This is a genomic window from Rossellomorea aquimaris (assembly GCF_000935355.1).
GTDB classification, from domain to species: Bacteria; Bacillota; Bacilli; order Bacillales; family Bacillaceae_B; genus Rossellomorea; species Rossellomorea aquimaris_B.
Window position 1 is genome coordinate 1 of record NZ_JXZC01000016.1, and the last position, 20,412, is coordinate 20,412.

Below are 20,412 nucleotides of genomic sequence, written 5' to 3' on the forward strand. Positions count from 1 at the left end.
TAAGTGCTTCTGTTTGAAGCGACCCTTTAAATATTACATTATCGACTCGTTTATGTCAATAACTTTTTTAAAAAGTTTTTATAGCGTTTGTCGCCTTTTCGCGGCAACAGATAATACTATACCACCTTCTATATATGGGTGCAAGAGTTTTTTTGAATGTTTTTGGTTATATATTCAACATAAGCCAAAAGACATCAAATTCATTCTATATATGGTAATACAAAGGTGCATTTAGACCTAAGTGGCCATTTTCATCTTTGGTCCACCAAATTATTATCTTCCAAACATCTAGTTATGATTCAAAAGAAAAAGCAGCGGCGCTAGGCCGCTGCTGCTCTTCACACGATATTAATCACGATGACGCATTAATGGGAATAATAAAACGTCCCGAATAGATGGAGAGTTGGTTAACAGCATAACAAGTCTGTCGATACCTATTCCGAGCCCCCCTGTTGGCGGCATACCATATTCAAGAGCCTCGATGAAATCATTATCCATCATGTGGGCTTCGTCATTTCCTTCTTCTCTTTCTTTCAATTGCGCTTCAAAACGTTCTCTTTGATCGATTGGGTCATTAAGCTCTGTGAAGGCATTTGCATGTTCACGGCCAACGATAAATAACTCAAAGCGATCTGTGAATCGTGGATCTTCATCGTTTTTCTTGGCAAGTGGAGAAATCTCCACCGGATGACCATAGATGAATGTAGGCTGGATAAGTTTGTCTTCTACTTTTTGTTCGAAGAATTCATTTACCACATGACCATATTGCATATTGTCTTTGATTTCGATGCCGTGTTCTTTCGCAAGGGCACGTGCTTCTTCATCGGACATTTCTTTCCAGAAATCCACACCAGTCTGTTCTTTAACCGCGTCCACCATATGAAGACGTGTCCACTCCGGCTCAAGGTTAATTTCGTAGTCTGCATATTGAACGGTAGTGGAGCCGAATACTTCCTTCGCAATATGAGCTACAAGATTTTCAGTAAGAGCCATGATATCACGGTAATCTGCGTATGCTTCGTAAAGTTCGATCATCGTGAACTCAGGGTTATGTCTTGTAGACACACCTTCGTTACGGAATACACGTCCGATTTCGTATACTTTTTCAAGTCCACCAACAATCAGGCGCTTTAAGTGTAGCTCGATTGCGATACGCATGAATAATGGCATATCAAGAGCGTTGTGATGTGTATTGAACGGACGGGCAGATGCTCCCCCTGCGATGGCATGCATCATTGGTGTTTCTACTTCTAAGTAACCGTTATTGTCCAGGTATCTTCTCATGGATTGGATGATACGGCTGCGGGCGATGAACGTTTCTTTGCTTTCCTGACTCGTGATAAGATCCAGGTAACGTTGACGGTAGCGCTGTTCAACATCTTTTAAACCATGGAACTTCTCAGGCAGTGGGCGCAGTGCTTTCGTTAGAAGGTGGAATTCTTTCGCTTTTACCGAAAGCTCTCCTACTTTTGTTTTGAAGATAGAACCAGTAACCCCTACGATATCACCAAGGTCGGCAGTATTGAATAGTTCATATGCTTCTTCTCCGATTGCATCTTTACGGACATAGATTTGGACTTGGCCAGCCAGGTCCTGAAGGTGGGCAAATCCCGCTTTCCCTTTTCCACGCTTAGTCATGATACGGCCTGCAATGGTTACAGTGATATCTTTCTCTTCTAATTCTTCTTTAGAAAATTCATCGTATTGAGATTTGATCTCGGATGAACTGTGTGTACGATCATAGCGTTTACCGAATGGATCAAGTCCTTTATCACGGATTGATTCCATTTTTTCGCGCCTTACTCGAAGTTGGTCATTAATTTCTTCGTGACTCATGTGTTTCACTCCTATTCTATCTACTTGCTATACTAGACTAATACGATTATATACCATACTATTTTACACAATATCTATGTTTGTAACACCCCTAAAGTATGAGTTATTTGAGAAACGTACTTCGGCGGGTTAAAAAATCTAAAAAAGGCCGATCCAACCTGGTGACAGTGTCACGAATTGGTTCCAGCCTTTTCTAGAATAACATAAAAAGATATACAGGTGAATCAACCGGCATTCAGTCACTACGATCATATTCATCCTGAGGTAGAAGATCATGTAGTGGGATGTTAAGGACTTCTGCCACGTTGACTAAGAAATCTTCCTTCGGTATTCGACTGCCTCTTTCAATTTCTCCAAGGACAGAAACGGAGATGGCTAATTCCTTAGCCAAACCCTCCTGGGTATACCCTTTTAGCTTTCTGAATGCACGAATGCGTCTTCCCCATTTATCTGTTTCCATAACCGAACTCCTTCTTTGTCAGGTATTTCGTCCAGAAATTCAGCGAACGGGGCATTAAAAGACGGATGCTCTACATATGGAGCCACCTCTAATAACGGGATTAAAACAAATGCTCTTTCTTGCATCCTTGGATGTGGAATGAGAAGATTCTCTGATTCAATTTTTTCGTGTTCATAGAGTAAAATGTCAAGGTCTATTATGCGCGGACCCCACTTGAACTCCCTTTCCCTTCCAAGGTCGATTTCCACCTGCAAGCACTGATGTAATAGAGTTTCTGGACTTAAACTGGTACGAATTTCAATGACCATATTCAAAAATTTACCTTGTTCTGTAAATCCTACTGGGTCTGTTTCATACAGAGAGGATCGTTTCGTTACCTCTATCTTACCATGACTGCCAATGATGTTTATCGCTTTTTCTAAATAACACTCCCGGTCTCCCATATTGGATCCAAGGGAAATGTATGCAGTATTCATCCTATCGACTCCTATTAATCTCCACCGCCACCGATTGGTAATGACCAGGGATAGGTGGATCAGGCTTGATTAGTGTAATTTTACAGCTCTCTACGATTTGGAAGGTTTCTAAGATGCGGGAAGAGATGTCTTCCGCCACCGCTTCGACCAAGTTCTTCGGCTCTCCCTCTACAACAGATTTGGTAATGGAATAAATCTCCGCATAGTTTACGGAGTCCTCAAGCTGATCACTTTGGCCGGACTTCTTTAAATCTACATGCAACTCTACACTAACACGAAAACGTTGTCCAAGTTTGTTTTCTTCCTGGAATACACCATGATAGCCGTAGAATTCCATTTCGTTCAATAGGATCTTATCCATACGCTTTCTCCTTTCCAACAAGGGCATCCATCATCTTGACCATGCGTGCCATTTCCTTTACATCATGGACCCTCACGATATGGCAGCCTTTTTGAATCCCGTAGCACACCGTCGCTCCCGTGCCTTCCAGCCGTTCCTCTACAGGCAGATCAAGCACATGTCCAATCATCGACTTCCGTGACGTTCCTAAGAGTACAGGATATCCCAGTGAAACAAGGACATCCAAGTGTCTCATCATGTCTATGTTTAATTGTATTGTTTTGGCAAATCCGATTCCAGGATCCAGGATGATTTGTTCGTCTTTCACCCCTGCTTCTTTTACCAGGAAGATGCTTTCCTGCAGATCTTGTATCGCATCCCGAACGAAGTGGTTGTACTCCCGGTTATCCCGGTTATGCATGAGTATGATCGGGGCACCCGTTTCCGCGGCCACTTGTGCCATTTCAGGATCCTTTTTCGCGCCCCATACATCATTAATGATGCTCGCTCCTGCTTCCAGAGCTTTTCGGGCCGTCTCTGCCTTATACGTGTCGATGGAGATTGGTACGTTCACTTCCCGGGATATCGCTTCTATAATCGGCACGACTCGTGAAATCTCTTCTTCAGCAGATACGATTTGATGCCCTGGCCGAGTGGACTCCCCGCCTATATCAATAATGTCAGCCCCCATCTCAACCATTTCTTTCGCACGCTCCACTGCACGATTTAACTCATTGAAAGACCCGCCGTCCGAGAATGAATCGGGTGTGATATTTAAAATCCCCATAATAAGGGTTTTCTCTGAAAAATTAAGTTCGTATTTTCCGCACTTCATTACACGCGCCCCCTGCTATAATTCCTCTATTGAATTCAAGTGTCCAGTATATTTGCTGTATCGTTGGTGTAACAGCCCGGTATACTCTCCGTTCCGACCCGGGTAACTCTTAGCGTCAATTCTGTTTACCGGTATGATTTCTTGCACAGAGTTTGTGAAAAAAACTTCATCCGCCCCCAGTAATCGCTCTTGCCCGAACAACCCTTCCCGCACAGGCATTTGCATGTGGTCTGCCAGGGCAAGGATGAACTGACGTGTTATCCCGTTTAAGAGCCCCGTCTCTGCAGCTGGTGTAAACAATTCTGCGTCTTTTACCCAGAAAAGATTGGACGTTATCCCTTCACAGAGGTGGCCTTCCTTTGTAAGGAATATCCCTTCCCGGTGAGGAGATGGACCGATTTCCCGTTTAGCGGCCATATTATTCAGGTAATGATGGGATTTCAATCGTTCCCCTGTCTCAGGTGAGTTTCTTCTTAACTGAAGCAGCACACCTTCTTTTTCTTTTAATGGTAGAGAAGGGGGCAATTCTTTTTGAAATAGGATCACAGTCGCATCCTCATAGGGGGTCGTTTGTAATCCTATCTCACCTGCCCCACCGGAAACATTGAACCGGCAATATGCATCCTTCAAGTCATTTTTATTTAAAAGTGTTGTTATTGCATCCCTGATCTTTTCTTCATCGAGGTCTGCTGCAATATTCAGTTCCTTTAATCCATGAGAAAGCCTCTTCAAATGATCCATTAGCAAAAACGGATGACCATCATACGTCCGAAAGGTTTCAAACACGCCCAATCCATATAAATATCCGTGATCGAATGGGGAAATGACCGCCTCTGATGCATGGACGATTTCACCGTTAAGATATAGGTACATTTATAAAACCATCTCGATTTTTTTATATGTCGTTAAAAAGTTCAGGAGCAGCTGTTTCCCTTGTTCCGTCATGATGGATTCCGGATGGAACTGCACCCCTTCGATCGGCAGCTGTTTATGACGGATCGCCATGATTTCCCCTTCTTTCGTTTTTGCTGATATGTCAAAGCATTCAGGAAGGGTTTCTCTTTTAACGATCAGGGAGTGGTACCTTGTTGCCGCGAAAGGATTGGGCATGTCTTTGAAAATGGTTTTCCCATCATGGATCATGGGTGAGACCTTACCGTGCATTAACCGTTCTGCGCGAACAACATCCCCTCCGAAAACCTGGGCAATCGATTGATGACCCAGGCATACGCCGAAGATCGGAATCTTTCCGGCAAAGGTTCTGATCGCCTCGAGGCTCACACCCGCTTCATTCGGACTGCACGGCCCCGGGGAAATCATCAGGTAATCCGGAGACAATGCCTCAATCTCAGCTAATGTAATCTCGTCATTTCGTTTCACGATCAGCTCTTCCCCTAGCTCTCCTAAAAATTGCACAAGATTATAGGTAAATGAATCGTAGTTATCAATCATGAGAATCATAGGGTTTCTCCTTCCGCCCTGGCTTTCGCTACCCAAAGGGCTTTCGCTTTCTTCAAGGATTCTTTGTATTCGTACTTAGGGTTGGAATCAATCACGACTCCCGCTCCCGCTTGGATATGGGCTTTTCCATCTTTTACAAGCATCGTCCGGATGACGATATTCAATTCCATATCTCCATTGACGCCAATCCAGCCAATGGATCCTGTGTAAATCCCCCTTCTTACAGGCTCGAGCTCTTCAATGATTTCCATCGTCCTCACCTTGGGGGCTCCCGTAATGGTCCCACCTGGAAAAACAGATCGAATAAGATCCGCACCCGTTTTGGTTTCATCTAGTGTTCCTCTTACATTTGAAACAATGTGCATGACGTGGGAGTATTTTTCGATGACCATGAACTCATTCACTTCAACTGTCCCGTATTGGCAAACCCTGCCCAGGTCATTTCGTTCCAGGTCCACAAGCATCACGTGCTCTGCTCTTTCTTTTTCATTGTTGATCAGCTCAAGAGCCAGTTTCTCATCCTCTTCAGCATCTTTTCCACGGGAGCGTGTGCCTGCGATCGGTCTTGTGCTTACTTCCGTTCCATTTTTCTTCACTAGTAGTTCCGGTGATCCGGAGACAATCTGGAAGTCCGGGCTTTGAATATAACTCATGTAAGGTGAGGGATTTAATTCCCGAAGTTTTTTATAGACCGTGAATGGCTCGGCCTTCAACTCTTGCGATTGTCGGACAGATAAATTCACCTGAAAGACATCTCCCTGAGAGATATAGGATTGGATTTGTTTCACGGCACCTGAGAAGTCCTTCTCATCCATGGACACCTCAATGCTTGCCGTCTCATGATGGACAGGATCTTCTGCCTCCTCTTTCATCGGGGAGAGTGCGTCCGTCCAAGTGGATGTCCATTTGGCAAGCTTCTCCTCGACCGCTTCAGATTCTTTATCGGAAAGGATCATCGTCCACAAAGTATTTTCCTGATGATCGAAGACCACCCATTCCTCCAGGTAGTAGAAATAAAGGTCAGGAATCTCCAGATCATCATGCCCCAAAGCGGGAAGTCTCTCAATCTTTCTTGCATAATCATAACTGATAAACCCGATCACTCCACCTTGAAAATCCGGAAGATCCTTTCTTCTTTCCCTCCGAAGGGGCTCCATCCATTTCTCCATTTGAATCAACGGGTCTCCATTTATTGTTTCAACTCCGGAAGAGTCTTGTATGCGCAACCCTTCAGGAACACTTTGTAAAACTGCGTCAGGTTGTAGTCCAGCAACGCTATATCGTCCACCCCGTCCACTCTCTAACAAAATATGATGTGGCTGATGTTGACTAAGTTGTTCGTATGCTGCAAAAAATTGTTCTTTGGTTGAATGGTTTTTATGAAAATATAGGTGCTGCACTTACCCCTCACACTCCTAATCTTTATCTACTTTCATGATACATGAACTTTGGGAAGGTTTCATCGTTAAAAACTTGAAATTATGTGAGTGGGATGATGAAGAATGGATTGATTTTGAAGGGATAATGAATAGTAAGATTTTAACAGTTCAATACAAAAAATGGATCCTGAAGATTCCATTCTCCAGGATCCGGCACTTCATTATTATTCTTCATCAAATTGGTAAAGAGGAGTACTTAAATAACGTTCTCCGTTACTAGGGATAATCGCGAGTACTTTTTTACCCTTCCCTAACTTTTTCGCCACTTCAATGGCTGCATAGATGGCTGCCCCGGAAGAAATCCCACCCAGTATCCCCTCTTCTTTAGCTGCTCTCCTTGCATAGTCGAAGGCTGAATCTTTTTCAACTTGAACGACATGATTATAGACACTCGTATCTAAAATATCGGGGATAAAACCAGCACCGATTCCTTGGATTTTATGAGGTCCGGGCTTTCCTCCTGATAATACAGGTGAATCTGACGGCTCCACAGCATAAAGCTCAATGGTTGGATAATGCTTCTTCAGCACTTCCCCAACACCTGTAATCGTTCCGCCTGTTCCAATCCCGGCAATGAAGGCATCCAGCTGATCACCCATTTGCTCGACGATCTCTGGTCCGGTTGTTTCCCGGTGCACTTTCGGATTGGCTGAATTTTTGAATTGCTGCGGCATGAAATAGCCTTTTTCTTTCGCTAACTCTTCAGCTTTGCGAATTGCTCCTCCCATACCTTCTGCTCCTGGCGTCAATACTAATTCTGCTCCGTAAGCACGTAACAGGTTGCGTCTCTCCATACTCATTGTGTCAGGCATGACCAGTAAGGCACGGTATCCTTTTGCCGCAGCCACCATCGCCAGACCGATACCCGTGTTTCCACTCGTTGGCTCGACAATCGTATCACCAGGTTTAATCGTACCTGCGGCTTCACCTGCTTCAATCATCGCCAATGCGATACGATCTTTTACAGAGCTGCCCGGGTTCATATATTCTAATTTCAAGTAAACATCCGCACTATTTTCATCTACTAATCGATTCAGTTTTACCACTGGAGTCTGACCTATTAATTCTGAAATTGAATTGGCTACTCTCACCATTCATCCACCACTCCTAATCCCAAGTAAATTTGTTGGTTTTATAAAAATGTAACAATATTCAATATATTTGTCAATTGATAAGTATAAGCGAGATCCCCTTGTTCAATCTAAATGGCCCGGATTGAAGTAAATTCACTACATATTGGATGGGTGCCTCATCCAACTCCTCGGTTAATCCCTCTAGTTAACACGGCCAAACCGCCTCCACTCTAGGTTATATGTATGCACATTTCATTTATCCTATGTTACGTTAAAAAGCATCTCTCTATGTAAAAGAAGCTGACCCTTTATAGGCCAGCCCCTCTCTACTTCTGTTTTCCGTAAAACCAGTCCACCTCTACCTCGTCCCAAAAGGACTCAGGTTGCAATGGCGTCTCTACTTGCTCTAAAGCAATTTGTCTGCGAATTTGAGATTTTACGTCTTTGAATGAAAAATGTCTTTCTTTTAAAACATCGTCTACATAATAAATGACGTACTCTGAATCCTGCTGAATCGGCTTTGTCCATTCCCCTGGTGATAAAGACTCTATTTCTTCTGCCGCTTCTGAAGATAGGAAATCTCCATCCAGAGGGACATACCCGATGTCTCCCCCTAAATGAGCACTTTGCTCATCGTTTGAACGCTCCATGGCCAATGCTTCAAAATCCGAGCCGGCTTCAAGTTCTTCCAGTGCTTGTTCTGCCTCTGATTGATCAGCTGCCTTCAGCTGCTTCAGCTTATACATTTTAGAAATAGAATATAGATGCTCGTTTTGATCATAGAAGCTCTTCAACTCTTTTTCAGGTACTTGGACATCCCTCGTGAGAAGCTCCTCTAATAACAATTCAGATTTGATTTGAGCCTTTAGTGAATCTTCATCTTCAAGAATTTCTTCATCGTACGCATTATAAACAGATTGTATGAAGTAATATTCCTGCTCTACTTCTTTGTCTGAAACCGAGATATCATATTTCTTAGCTAAATGGTCGATCACTTGTTGATTGATCAGTGCTTTTAGCTCTTCTTTGCCATGTTTTTGCTCAAGGGAATACAACCAGTCCTCCCGGGTTACTGATTCTCCGCCAACCGTTGCCACGACTTCAGGGGTTCCGCTCACCCCTGAAGAGCGACTCCACACAAGTGTAATGATGTTTGTGACAAGTAGTACCCCGACCAAAACCATGAGTACAGACCGTTTAATTCTCATTTCTCCCATTCTCCCTGGATATGATTTACTGCTTCGCGTTTGCTTTCAGTTCTTCTAATTCTTCTTTAGAAAATACATAGGTTTCGTTACAAAAGTGACAGCTTGCTTCCGCACTTCCATCTTCATCAATCATTTCTTGAATTTCCTGCTCCCCTAAGCTGATGATGGCATTTGAAAAACGTTCTTTATTGCACTGACACTTAAATGCCACAGGAAGCGTTTCAAGTACTTTGACTTCCCCGTTTCCAAGTACTTCTTCTAACACCTCTTCAGGCGTGAGGCCCTTTTCGATTAATTTAGAGATTGGAGGAATTTTAGATAAGCGTTCCTCAATCTTCGTAATCGTTTCATCATCCGTTCCCGGCATTAGCTGCAAGATGAATCCACCTGCTGCAAGGATTGAATTGTCAGGGTTCACCAGCACACCTACGCCTACAGAAGAAGGGACCTGTTCTGAAGTGACGAAGTAATACGTGAAGTCTTCTCCAAGTTCTCCTGAAACAATCGGAACCTGACCGGAGAAATGATCCCTCATACCGATATCTTTAACAATCGATAACGTTCCGGTTGTACCAACCGCACGACGGACATCAAGCTTCCCGTGCTCGTTTAAATCAAAGTGTACATGCGGGTTCGTCACATAACCCCTGACTTCACCTTTTGCATTACTATCCACAAGAATGGCACCGATTGGGCCACCGCCCTCTACTTTGATCGTTAATTTATTTTCACCTTTTAGCATTGCACCCATCATCACTCCGGCACTGATGCTTCTGCCTAATGCCGCTGATGCAGTCGGCCATGTTCCATGTCTTCTTTGTGCTTCTCCTACTGTATCCGTGCTTTTCACTGCATAAGCACGAACTTGGCCATTATAGGCCAACGCTTTTACTAAATAGTCGCTCATGGTTGAAGCTCCTTTCACTTTAGTTCATGTTTCTCTTGTAGATTAATTTTAATCCTTTTAATGTAAGGAAAGGATCTACCACGTCAATGCTATTGGATTCTTTCGAAATCAATGTCGCTAATCCTCCAGTTGCTATGACCGTTGGTTCCTTCTTACTTTGTGCTTTCATTCTTTGAACGATACCTTCTACTTGTCCAACATATCCATAGAGAATACCCGCTTGCATAGCCGTTACGGTATTCTTGCCAATGATGTGTTCAGGACGGGCAATTTCAATCCTTGGTAATTTAGCAGCCTTGGAGTACAGGGCTTCTGTTGAAATGCCTATACCAGGGGCGATCGCTCCACCCATATATTGTCTTTCCTCATTGATATAGCAATATGTCGTCGCTGTACCGAAGTCGACAATAATGAGAGGACCACCGTACTCGTGAATACCAGCGACAGCATTTACGATTCGATCCGCTCCGACTTCCCTTGGATTTTCGTACTTGATATTTAAACCGGTTTTAATACCAGGTCCAACGACGAGCGGAGTGATATTAAAATATTTCTCACACATACGTTCCAAACTAAACATAATTGGAGGGACAACGGAGGAAATGATGATTCCGTCAATCTCGTCAAACGTCAGCTTCACATGCTCGAACAGATTCTTCACAAGCATCCCAAACTCATCTTCTGTTTTATGTCGATTCGTTTCAGCTCTCCAATGATATTTTAAATGGTCATTTTCATACACACCAAACACAATATTGGTATTCCCTACATCCATTACAAAAATCAATATCCTCACCTACTAAGCCAATTGTTTTCACACTGCCAACATCATACCATAATTTATTTAGAATAGGTACAAAAGCGCAAGGGCTTTGCACAGAGGCGACAAGCATAAGATGAACATGCCGGAAAGGCGTTCTTTGCCTTTTTGGACGGTTTGACTTATGACCTCGAGCCTCTAAGCCCTGGAGCTGGATGAGACAAAAACGGAACCGGCTTGATCAGACCCGACAAGCATAAGACGAACCGGCCGGGAAGGCGTTCTTTGCCTTTTTGGTGAAGTTGACTTATGACCTCGAGGGTCTAGCCGGTGGAACTGGATGAGTACAAAAGAGCAAGGGCTTTGCACAGAGGCGGCAAGCATAAGATGAACATGCCGGAAAGGCGGGTTTTTGCCTTCATCTTGAACCATCACAAGGTGTTTCTATAGAGAATCCGGCCGAAAAACTACTTTATTCAGCCGAAAATGATGTTAATCCAGCCGATTTGAACAAAAATCCGGCCGAAACCGAACAAAATCCAGCCGTTTTACAATAATGCCCAAATTTCATCTGATTTCACGAGCTGAGCATAGTCCACCATAAAATCAAAAACTAACCAGAACAAAAAGGGATGCAACCATAAATGGCTGCATCCCTCAATATTATGTGCGATCAGAGTTAGAATCGTCTTCTTTTGAAGCCGTATTTTCTTCGATCACAGTTTCTTCATTTTTCTTCTGGATATTTACTTTCACGTCGCTATTATCCTGGTCGGATTCATACGTACGTTCCGGTAATTTGCCATGATCCATTAAATGCTTGATTTGAGCGGCATCTAATGTTTCTACATCTAATAAAGTCTTGGCAATGAGTTCAAGCTTATCGCGATTCTCTGTAAGAATTCTCTTCGCTCTATCATAACTCTCTTTAATTAGACGCTGCATTTCCAGGTCAATTTCGTATGCGATGGCATCTGAATAGTTTTGCTCACTATTGATGTCGCGTCCCAAGAACACTTGACCGCCTTGAGATTGACCAAACTGAAGCGGTCCAAGCTTATCACTCATACCATATTCAGTGACCATTTTACGAGCGATTCCAGTTGCACGTTGGAAGTCATTATGGGCACCAGTTGAAACATCACCGAAGATGATTTCTTCTGCTACACGACCACCAAGTAAACCGGTAATCTTATCAAGGAGCTCAGGCTTCGTCATAAAGTAACGATCTTCTTTAGGTAGCATAACGGCATATCCGCCTGCTTGCCCACGAGGAACGATGGTCACTTTATGTACCATATCCGCTTCATCAAGGACTAATCCAATAACGGTATGACCCGCTTCGTGGAATGCCACGATTTTACGTTCTTTTTCAGATATGACGCGGCTCTTCTTCGCAGGACCGGCAATGACACGGTCTGTTGCTTCATCAATGTCACGCATATCAATTTTCTTTTTATCCTCACGAGCTGCTACAAGTGCTGCTTCGTTTAGAAGGTTTTCTAAATCAGCACCAGAGAAACCTGGTGTTCTCATGGCAATTGCTTTTAAATCAACAGATTCATCAAGCGGTTTATTATGTGCATGAACTTTAAGAACCGCTTCACGTCCTTTAAGGTCAGGACGATCAACCGTGATTTGACGGTCAAAACGACCTGGACGTAACAATGCAGGATCCAGAATGTCCGGTCGGTTCGTTGCAGCGACGATGATGATACCTTCGTTAGCGCCAAAACCGTCCATTTCAACTAGTAACTGGTTCAGGGTTTGTTCACGTTCATCGTGACCTCCACCTAAGCCTGCTCCACGTTGACGACCGACTGCATCAATCTCATCAATGAAAATGATACATGGTGCATTCTTCTTTGCGTTTTCGAATAAATCACGTACACGAGATGCACCGACACCGACAAACATTTCAACGAAGTCGGAACCGCTGATTGAGAAGAAAGGAACTCCAGCTTCTCCTGCTACTGCTCGTGCAAGTAAGGTTTTACCTGTACCTGGAGGTCCTACTAGAAGGACACCCTTCGGAATACGGGCACCCACTTCAGAGAACTTGCGTGGATCCTTTAAGAATTCCACTACCTCTACAAGCTCCTGCTTTTCTTCATCTGCTCCAGCTACATCTTTAAAGCGAACCTTTTTCTTCTCTTCGCTATATAGCTTCGCTTTACTCTTCCCAAAGTTCATGACACGGCTTCCGCCGCCTTGAGCTTGGTTAAGTAAGAAGAAGAACAGAATGAAGATAATGACAAACGGAATGATTGTCGTGAAGAAAGATACCCAGCCGCTTGTTTCTTTGGCTTGCAATACTTCTACATCAATGCCTTGCTCCGATGCTGCCGTATTGATCTTCTCCATTAACTTTCCATCTGTGGTAAGGACATAGGTTAAGAAGTACTCTCCTTCTTTAGCCCCTTCCATCTGTCCTTTCACTTCGTAAACGCCTCTGCCAGGCTGAATTGAAAAAGAAGAAACGTCTCCATCTTCAAGGTTATTAATAAACGTACTGTACTCGATATTTTTGGTTGGCTCGTTGTTGTTGCTGAAATAACTCACCACACCTATGATCACTAAAAAGACCAGTAAATAGAATATGGTGTTTCGAAAGATCCGGTTCATCCCTTACCTCCTCCCACGGGTAAACAAACTAAGTAAAATAGTATCATAGAAAATCATGGCATTACAACAAATTGCACTTACAAGATTCCTCTTTAGAATATACTTATTCTCCTGTTGTATACACTCTTGGTTTTAAAACACCGATATACGGTAGATTACGATATCTTTCAGCGTAATCCAGGCCATACCCGACAACGAATTCGTCAGGAACGATAAAGCCTACATAGTCCGCTTTGATATTGGCTTTACGTCCAGATGGCTTGTCAAGAAGCGTGACAATGCTGATGGATTTTGCTTTACGGTAACGGAATAGTTCCACTAAGTAGCTTAGTGTCAGACCACTGTCGATAATATCTTCAATGATCAGGATATCCCGTCCTTCCACTTTCGTGTCTAAATCTTTCACAATCTTTACTTCTCCTGAAGAGACAGTAGAGTTTCCGTAGCTGGATACATCCATGAAGTCCATTTCCATATGTGTATCCATACGTTTACAAAGGTCCGCCATGAATGGCATCGCGCCTTTTAAAACTCCAATGGCCAAAGGAAATCGATCTTGATACTCCTCTGTTAATTGTGCACCTAATGCTTTAATCTTTTCTTGAAGTTCTTCTTCTGAAATTAACACTTTCTCAATATCTTGATTTAACAATGTTCAACTGCCTCCTAGAAGATGATTGCTCTTAAATTGTAGTACTAAACTATTTTCTTGCTCTTCTCCCAAATCGTAAATGGACTTTTTCATTCCCGGTACCCAAAGTATGTGATCATCTGTGTCCACTACAATCGGCCACCCGTCACGGAGGTGTACAGGAACTTTTTCGTCAATAAAGAGTGTCTTTAGCTTCTTTGAGCCTTCCAACCCCTTCACTTTCATTCGATCTCCGCTCTTTCTCGTACGCACATATAAAGGTAGGGTGACCTCGTCAGGATCCAGGTAGATCCTATCAGCGGTACGATCCTCTACTGACGAGGAGGAACGATAGAGACGAAACTGATATCCACCTTGAAGTTCAAGCGTTTCATTAACCTGTATCATGTGACGATAAGGAGCTTCGGTTAACGCTAATTCCCCAAAATGAAAATAACATGTATGATACGCCCTTGTTACCCTAAGCCCTTTCGGTAAATTCAGGCTGGCATTAGGCGTTTTTCCTTTTAATATACCCAATACATCGTAAATATGTATAGACGATAAGGAAGATGGTCTAAGTTTGTAAAGATAGTTTAATATTAGATTAATCCCTCTTCTTTGTAAAGGCTGAGCCATTGCAAGAAAACCTTCGATATTTAAAGATGAGAAATCTTCAGTGCTATTCCATACCTTATTCAACTTAATCCTTGTTAATTCCTCTAAAAACGCCTCATCTTCTTCCAATTCTTCACTAAATCGTTGAAATTGAAGATGAACATGAGGGTTTTCGTCTTTTAAGAATGGCAGAACCCTTTTACGGAATCGGTTCCTCGTATATTCTTCCTTGTAATTACTTGGATCCCTTCTCGGAGAAAGGTCGTATCTCTCACAATAGCTTTCGATTTCCTCCTTTGTGATTGAGAGGAAAGGACGGATGATCTCTCCTGTAGAAAAAGGGCGCTTGAATGGAATTCCCGCTCTGCCGGCTCCCGACGCTCCCCTTGTCATCTTCATCAAGATGGTTTCTACCTGATCATCCCCATGGTGACCGAGGGCTAATTTGGTAGCTGATACATCCTCCATTACATTCCCCAGGAATTCATATCGAATGTGTCGGGCCTGTTCCTGTAGGCTTCCATTCGTCTTTTCCATTTCAGCTGACACATCCATTCGTTCACCGTAAAAAGGGATGTGCCGACTGTTGCAGAATTCTTCTACGAACAATAGCTCTCGGTAAGACTCTTCTCCTCGAAACATATGATCAAGGTGAGCAGCGATCACTTCTATTCCCCACTCATTACGGTTCGCATCGAGAAAATGGAGAAGCGCTAAGGAATCAGGGCCTCCAGATACAGCCACAACAATTCGATCTCCCTCTTCAATAAGCCCACGGTCGTGAATAAACTCTTTTGTAGTATGCTCTAACATAACGCTTCCTCTTCCTAAAACCATTTTCCCCATTGTATCAATATCTGAAGAATTCTCACACTCTTACGCTACATCAATTCTCCATAAATATACAAAACATATAATAACGAAACAATAATCACCACGAGCACAGTCTCAAGAAAGTGACTTGACTTTCTATTTCGGTGATTTTGATATCTGCTTGTATGCGAAGCGGAGGAATTCACATGGGAATTCGCAGGAACAGGTCTACTGACTTTAGGTTTTGGTTTGGGCTTCTGTACTGGTTGGGAGTGAGAAAGTCCATTCAGGAGGCTGACCCTCATATCACTTGCAGATTGAAATTCCCCTTCCAATGCATCCAGAATCGTCCCTTCAAACTTCTTTAATTGGTCTTTGGAACCAATTGCTTCCCTTAATTGTTGCATATTCCCATTTCCGGACTTGGTGAAACGCCCGGGGTAGGCTAAATTAATGAGGATCATTCCCACAGAGAAAAGATCATATGAAGGTTCCGCTCTCCGTGAACCTCCTACCCAATATCCTCTATCAAAAAACTCCGTGAATTCTTTGATTGCCCGTCCATTGATGGTCGTTCCCCCAACATCAATACAGCGAATTCGGTAAGGAGGGCCTGTGACGATCAAGTTTTCAGGTTTTAAATCCCCAAATACCCACCCTTCCTTATGAATTCGCTCCAGATCTGTCAGGAGTTGTGCAATGAGTACACCTGCCCACGAAAATCCTTTTGATTGAACAAATGACAGTAAGTCCGTACCTTGAATATATTCCATCACGTAAAAATGTATTTTCTGTCCTCGATACTCCCAATCGTCCACATCAAGAAGCTTTGGCCCAAGGGGAGCACCTTGGACCTTTGAGAAAGATTTTAAAACATTGACTTCAGAGGTAATCGATACATTACTGTCACTCATCTTTAATGCCTGATATCCTGATGATCCTTGTACAAGGTATACGATACCATTCGCACCATACCCTAATTCTTTTACAATGGTGTAGATGTGCTTATACCACTTTCCTCTTATAACTGTTCCAGGGGGGAAATTAAATGGTTTCTTCGAAGTATTGTTCATCATCGCCACGAGAGAGCAATCCCCTTAATGAACGTTTTTTCTTGAAGTGTGTGATAGCTTCTGAGATCGCTGGACCTGTTGGAGTAATCCCGCCTGGAGACAATTTAGAGAAGATACTCGTTAATGTTTCAAGTTTCGGTGTCCAATCTAGCAATTTTTCGACATCTTGTCGTTTCCCGGGAAATACAAAGACGGAAAATTTATTATCACCCATTCTAGCATTTAAGCTTAATGAAAGGTCTAGTAGAGCTTCTTTTACTGTGGGAAGCTTATGTTTCATACTTGCAGACGTATCGACAAGAATCAACACTTCCATATCAACGGATTCCCCTAGTTCATCGACAACCTCCATGACCTCTCCGCGTTGTTCTGGAGGAAGCTCCTCCATGGATGCGGATTTACCAAGGATTTGTTTCAGCTCTTTATTTACAACCCCCTGTAAAGTTTGTGTCATCGCTTTACGTGTAACCATTTGCACCGTTTGAGAAAGTTGTTGAGCATATACAATCTGACTTACTCCACCCCCTGATAGAGCAATCCCTTCAATTTCCTGCATTCCGTTATCATCTATCACATCATTATCCATGACACCAATTACGTTAACTGAAATTCCCTGCTCCTTCGCAAGGGCCGCCATCGCAATTGGATCTTCCCCTTGATTCGAGCAACCATCCGTAATTAATAGGATTTGACGAAGTGTACCTGGCTTCATCAGACTCCCCTCCTCATTCTAAAGTTGTTACCATCTTCGCCGAATAAGGAGGAAATTATACTCTAGTTAACTATTTTTATAGGGGGATATTCGTCCTAGGATATCCTTTTATTATCTTTGGTTTTCGGTTTTTGCACAGGGATAGAGGACCATTTCGGTATATTATGTTTGATTTTTGAAACCACAATTGTCATATCATCTTCAATTAGACCGGAGCTCGACCTGATCACTTCCTCCATTAGAATATCGGCCACTTCTTGTGGTTCCTCCGTTTCAAGTTCCTTTATTTTTCTCTTCATCCACAAATCATAATTTTCTACATGTTTTGGACCTTCAAAGGCACCATCACTCATCATAATAAGAAGGTCTCCTGCTTTTAACTGTTCAGAAACGACATCAACATCGAAGTCCTGCTGGAGCATCCCCATTGGTAAATTACTTGCTTCCACCTTTATGATTTTATCTCCCCGCTTAATAAAACTTGGGGTTGAACCAATTTTTAAGAACCTTGATGACGCATTTTGCAGATCAATCATGGCTAAATCCAGTGTTGAGAAGATTTCATCGTTCGTTCTGAGGGACAGTATCGAATTGATGGATTTGATTGCTACTTGTTCTTCAATCCCCGATTCCAATATCTTTTTCAAAAGCCTCAGTGTCTCATTGCTTTCATAGTGTGCCCGTTCACCGTTCCCCATCCCATCACTGATGGCTACGGCATACTTCCCCCTTCCTAATTCGATCATCGAATAGCTGTCTCCTGATACCAGTCCTCCCCCTTTCGCAGCATGGGAAGCTCCTGTGTCTACCACAAATTTCTTGGCAGACTGGAAGGTCACATGACATTGTCCATTCGGAAATTGAGCACACTCCTCTTTTTGAACAATGATATTTTCACCTAATATATCCGATAGCATCGGGGCAATAAGCTTCTCCCCCTGTCCGTGCCCTCCGCAATAAGGCATGGTCATATCTATATCCACATTCCCCTGTTCCAGGTTATAGATTTCAATATTTTCTATCTCGATTCCAAATTCTCCAATACTCGATAAGATTTGTTCTTCCTGTATATGATGATTCTCCCTTTCTCTTTGAATTTCTTTCGCAAAGTTCCCCATTACCTCGGATACTCCCAGTAATTGATCGGCGACCAGCTTCCTGCTTTCCTGGACCTGCTTCTTTAATTTTAAATTGGCTTGATAGAAGGTCAGCTCCTGATAGATCGTCTCTTTCAGTTTTTTCTCTCTAGTACAATGCTTCTCTACTTCTCTAGCAAGTCTTGGAGACAATGGGACCCTGCCCTGATCATACTCAGTCATTACATCTTTCATTAGATTATAGGTTTTATCAAAATTACGCGCCCAGCATTGATCTTTCTTAAAACAGGTTTGACACGTTTTCTCTGTCACATTGCTTAAGAAATAATCGAATTCTTTATCTTCCTCCTCTTCAAAACGCTCTTCTATTTGTTGAAAACTATTTGATAATGCTTGAAACACCGAGGAAAACTGTGTGACTCTATGTGCTGTCACATCTCTCACCCGGCGCATGTATCCTTGTTGCTCCTGCTGATATTCAGCTGTCCCTGGTATATGCTTGGCAATTTTAGACGTTAAGCTTTGAGGGGTTAAAAATAGGAGTAATATCGCTACCCCAGATTCATATAATGTTTTCGTTATGACCGTATCTGTATCTCCGTACATTCCCATTAATAAGGTAGCAATTAACAAACCGATTGCCGCTCCGAATTTCTTCCCTTCTTTCATGAGACCTCCCAGAAGTCCCGAAAAAGCAAGCAAGCTCATTTGATAAAAGCTTGAAACGTTCGCTAAACTGAAAACAAGCCCGGTTACAACCCCTACTGTAGAGCCCACTGTAGCCCCGGCTATAAAGGAAAATAGCAGCACCAAGTATCTTGATAACACATGTTCCACAGACAAATTATACACAGACCACCCGATCGTCCCCGTCATGATCGATGCCAATAAAATAATTAAACTGACCACTTCTTCTGTCTTCAGAGATCTTCTTCTGCGCTGAACCGTTACGAGGGGTACACTTTGAATGAATATATAGGTTAAGAGAAAGGCAAGGCTCGCTTCTATTAAAGCCATCACTCCGTTGTAAACCGTCAGGGCTTGTCCTTGCTGGATATAATCGAATGAAAGCTTCGCTGCCATGACAGTGAAGAAGACATAAAAAGCGACGACCCTCAAATTATTCTTATGATATTTCTGGGACAATCGAAACGCTAATAGGAATATTATCGCACTGACAAACGTATAACTGATACTAGGCAGAGATAAGGTAAGAGCTCCCGCAAGCAATCCGATCAGTGCAATGGGAGACTTTTCTCTCCGGATAATGTAAACAGAGGCGAAGAACGGTAATGCAAAAGGTGTTAAGTGAGAAAGGATTAACGCTCTCCCCAATAAAAATCCGATAACGAATAAGGCGATCCCCTTTTCTACGAATAGCCACTCCAGCTTCGAATAAATAGACTTGATCCCCTTGGATAGCTCCACCCTAGTGTGTTCAATGTCCACGTTCTGAACAGGTTCGATGATCGACTGATCGACTTTCCCCATGTATGAAACACTCCCCATTTCTTTTTTGTTCAGTATAAATGGTACAGGCTTAAAACTTTGTCAAAATGAGGGAATACATACCAAGAAAGTTTCGACGACTTTCTATGGATTCCGGTAAAATATTCAGAATATTCTCGCCTTATTCACTCTCCTTTACTTATTTTTTCGTCATAAACGCTTATGCAACCAGACTTAAGGGAATTTTGACAAATTCTTTACGAGAGTATATTGACAAGATAATTCTTTCTATGTATCATAGATTTTGTGCCTAAAAGGTGCATACAATATGGCGGTGTAGCTCAGCTGGCTAGAGCGTACGGTTCATACCCGTGAGGTCGGGGGTTCGATCCCCTCCGCCGCTACCATATTTTGAGGCCCGTTGGTCAAGCGGTTAAGACACCGCCCTTTCACGGCGGTAACACGGGTTCGAATCCCGTACGGGTCATAGCAAAAAAGACTATCATAATATGATAGTCTTTTTTTTCGAATAAAGAAGCACATCAAGCTTTTTCTGCAGACACCACTTCTTCAATTTGCTCCTGATGATGTTTATCGTG

At 42.9% G+C, this 20,412-nt stretch carries 18 protein-coding genes and 2 tRNA genes; 2 read left to right on the plus strand and 18 right to left on the minus strand.

Annotated elements, in window-relative coordinates; all coding sequences use genetic code 11:
• Positions 1–348: 348 nt before the first annotated feature.
• The 18 genes from lysS to spoIIE all read right to left on the minus strand — a co-directional run bounded on the left by lysS (position 349) and on the right by spoIIE (position 19,855).
• Positions 349–1,845, minus strand: coding sequence for a lysine--tRNA ligase (lysS, locus tag TV75_RS20265; protein WP_216593414.1), 1,497 nt, complete (start codon positions 1,843–1,845; stop codon positions 349–351).
• A 226-nt stretch (positions 1,846–2,071) separates the two neighbouring features.
• Positions 2,072–2,296 carry a helix-turn-helix domain-containing protein gene (locus tag TV75_RS20270; protein ID WP_044340599.1) on the minus strand — a complete coding sequence of 75 codons (225 nt, stop codon included), beginning with the start codon at positions 2,294–2,296 and terminating at the stop codon, positions 2,072–2,074.
• Positions 2,248–2,772 carry a 2-amino-4-hydroxy-6-hydroxymethyldihydropteridine diphosphokinase gene (gene folK, locus TV75_RS20275; RefSeq protein WP_044340600.1) on the minus strand — a complete coding sequence of 175 codons (525 nt, stop codon included), beginning with the start codon at positions 2,770–2,772 and terminating at the stop codon, positions 2,248–2,250. Before folK ends, TV75_RS20270 begins: the two co-directional genes overlap by 49 nt.
• A gap of 1 nt (position 2,773) precedes the next feature.
• Positions 2,774–3,133, minus strand: a complete 360-nt coding sequence (gene folB / locus TV75_RS20280; protein WP_044340601.1) for a dihydroneopterin aldolase — start codon at positions 3,131–3,133, stop codon at positions 2,774–2,776.
• Positions 3,126–3,947 (minus strand): dihydropteroate synthase, encoded by an 822-nt coding sequence (gene folP, locus TV75_RS22010; protein ID WP_044340602.1) that lies wholly within the window; start codon positions 3,945–3,947, stop codon positions 3,126–3,128. The genes folB and folP overlap by 8 nt, the downstream gene beginning before the upstream one ends.
• Before the next feature lie 15 nt (positions 3,948–3,962).
• Positions 3,963–4,820, minus strand: coding sequence for an aminodeoxychorismate lyase (gene pabC, locus TV75_RS22015; protein WP_044340603.1), 858 nt, complete (start codon positions 4,818–4,820; stop codon positions 3,963–3,965).
• Entirely contained in the window at positions 4,821–5,408 is a 588-nt protein-coding gene (gene pabA, locus TV75_RS20295; RefSeq protein WP_044340604.1) for an aminodeoxychorismate/anthranilate synthase component II, read from the minus strand.
• Positions 5,405–6,808, minus strand: coding sequence for an aminodeoxychorismate synthase, component I (gene pabB / locus TV75_RS20300; protein ID WP_044340605.1), 1,404 nt, complete (start codon positions 6,806–6,808; stop codon positions 5,405–5,407). Before pabB ends, pabA begins: the two co-directional genes overlap by 4 nt.
• Positions 6,809–7,011: 203 nt before the next feature.
• On the minus strand, positions 7,012–7,941 hold the full coding sequence (cysK, locus tag TV75_RS20305) for a cysteine synthase A (protein ID WP_044340606.1): 930 nt from the start codon (positions 7,939–7,941) through the stop codon (positions 7,012–7,014).
• Positions 7,942–8,246: 305 nt separating this feature from the next.
• On the minus strand, positions 8,247–9,128 hold the full coding sequence (locus tag TV75_RS20310; protein WP_172655806.1) for a peptidylprolyl isomerase: 882 nt from the start codon (positions 9,126–9,128) through the stop codon (positions 8,247–8,249).
• A 25-nt stretch (positions 9,129–9,153) separates the two neighbouring features.
• Positions 9,154–10,035 carry an Hsp33 family molecular chaperone HslO gene (hslO, locus tag TV75_RS20315; RefSeq protein ID WP_044340608.1) on the minus strand — a complete coding sequence of 294 codons (882 nt, stop codon included), beginning with the start codon at positions 10,033–10,035 and terminating at the stop codon, positions 9,154–9,156.
• A gap of 19 nt (positions 10,036–10,054) precedes the next feature.
• Positions 10,055–10,822, minus strand: coding sequence for a type III pantothenate kinase (locus TV75_RS20320; RefSeq protein ID WP_172655809.1), 768 nt, complete (start codon positions 10,820–10,822; stop codon positions 10,055–10,057).
• 636 nt (positions 10,823–11,458) lie between these two features.
• Positions 11,459–13,420 (minus strand): ATP-dependent zinc metalloprotease FtsH, encoded by a 1,962-nt coding sequence (gene ftsH, locus TV75_RS20325; protein WP_044340609.1) that lies wholly within the window; start codon positions 13,418–13,420, stop codon positions 11,459–11,461.
• 103 nt (positions 13,421–13,523) lie between these two features.
• A complete protein-coding gene (gene hpt, locus TV75_RS20330) occupies positions 13,524–14,072 on the minus strand; it encodes a hypoxanthine phosphoribosyltransferase (protein WP_044340610.1) in 549 nt (182 codons plus the stop codon).
• A gap of 3 nt (positions 14,073–14,075) precedes the next feature.
• The gene (tilS, locus tag TV75_RS20335; RefSeq protein ID WP_044340611.1) at positions 14,076–15,482 is read right to left on the minus strand and encodes a tRNA lysidine(34) synthetase TilS; all 1,407 of its coding nucleotides are present in this window, start codon (positions 15,480–15,482) and stop codon (positions 14,076–14,078) included.
• Positions 15,483–15,550: 68 nt separating this feature from the next.
• Positions 15,551–16,558, minus strand: a complete 1,008-nt coding sequence (locus TV75_RS20340; RefSeq protein WP_044340615.1) for a protein kinase domain-containing protein — start codon at positions 16,556–16,558, stop codon at positions 15,551–15,553.
• Positions 16,527–17,267, minus strand: coding sequence for a VWA domain-containing protein (locus tag TV75_RS20345; RefSeq protein WP_044340612.1), 741 nt, complete (start codon positions 17,265–17,267; stop codon positions 16,527–16,529). Before TV75_RS20345 ends, TV75_RS20340 begins: the two co-directional genes overlap by 32 nt.
• A 95-nt stretch (positions 17,268–17,362) precedes the next feature.
• Complete coding sequence (spoIIE, locus tag TV75_RS20350) at positions 17,363–19,855, minus strand: stage II sporulation protein E (RefSeq protein ID WP_044340613.1); 2,493 nt, start codon at positions 19,853–19,855, stop codon at positions 17,363–17,365.
• A gap of 288 nt (positions 19,856–20,143) precedes the next feature.
• Between spoIIE and TV75_RS20355 the strand changes: the two genes are divergently transcribed.
• Together TV75_RS20355 and TV75_RS20360 are read left to right on the plus strand one after the other, a co-directional pair.
• A tRNA-Met gene (locus TV75_RS20355) sits at positions 20,144–20,220 on the plus strand.
• A gap of 8 nt (positions 20,221–20,228) precedes the next feature.
• Positions 20,229–20,300 (plus strand) — tRNA-Glu (locus TV75_RS20360).
• The last annotated feature ends 112 nt before the right edge of the window (positions 20,301–20,412 follow it).

What these genes read in the sequence shown, in the direction of transcription:
- TV75_RS20270 (WP_044340599.1), bottom strand. Translation starts at nt 2,296, where the DNA reads ATGGAAACAGATAAATGGGGAAGACGCATTCGTGCATTCAGAAAGCTA.
- folK (WP_044340600.1), bottom strand. Translation starts at nt 2,772, where the DNA reads ATGAATACTGCATACATTTCCCTTGGATCCAATATGGGAGACCGGGAG.
- folB (WP_044340601.1), bottom strand. Translation starts at nt 3,133, where the DNA reads ATGGATAAGATCCTATTGAACGAAATGGAATTCTACGGCTATCATGGT.
- folP (WP_044340602.1), bottom strand. Translation starts at nt 3,947, where the DNA reads ATGAAGTGCGGAAAATACGAACTTAATTTTTCAGAGAAAACCCTTATT.
- pabC (WP_044340603.1), bottom strand. Translation starts at nt 4,820, where the DNA reads ATGTACCTATATCTTAACGGTGAAATCGTCCATGCATCAGAGGCGGTC.
- pabA (WP_044340604.1), bottom strand. Translation starts at nt 5,408, where the DNA reads ATGATTCTCATGATTGATAACTACGATTCATTTACCTATAATCTTGTG.
- cysK (WP_044340606.1), bottom strand. Translation starts at nt 7,941, where the DNA reads ATGGTGAGAGTAGCCAATTCAATTTCAGAATTAATAGGTCAGACTCCA.
- TV75_RS20310 (WP_172655806.1), bottom strand. Translation starts at nt 9,128, where the DNA reads ATGAGAATTAAACGGTCTGTACTCATGGTTTTGGTCGGGGTACTACTT.
- hslO (WP_044340608.1), bottom strand. Translation starts at nt 10,035, where the DNA reads ATGAGCGACTATTTAGTAAAAGCGTTGGCCTATAATGGCCAAGTTCGT.
- ftsH (WP_044340609.1), bottom strand. Translation starts at nt 13,420, where the DNA reads ATGAACCGGATCTTTCGAAACACCATATTCTATTTACTGGTCTTTTTA.
- tilS (WP_044340611.1), bottom strand. Translation starts at nt 15,482, where the DNA reads ATGTTAGAGCATACTACAAAAGAGTTTATTCACGACCGTGGGCTTATT.
- TV75_RS20340 (WP_044340615.1), bottom strand. Translation starts at nt 16,558, where the DNA reads ATGATGAACAATACTTCGAAGAAACCATTTAATTTCCCCCCTGGAACA.
- TV75_RS20345 (WP_044340612.1), bottom strand. Translation starts at nt 17,267, where the DNA reads ATGAAGCCAGGTACACTTCGTCAAATCCTATTAATTACGGATGGTTGC.
- spoIIE (WP_044340613.1), bottom strand. Translation starts at nt 19,855, where the DNA reads ATGGGGAAAGTCGATCAGTCGATCATCGAACCTGTTCAGAACGTGGAC.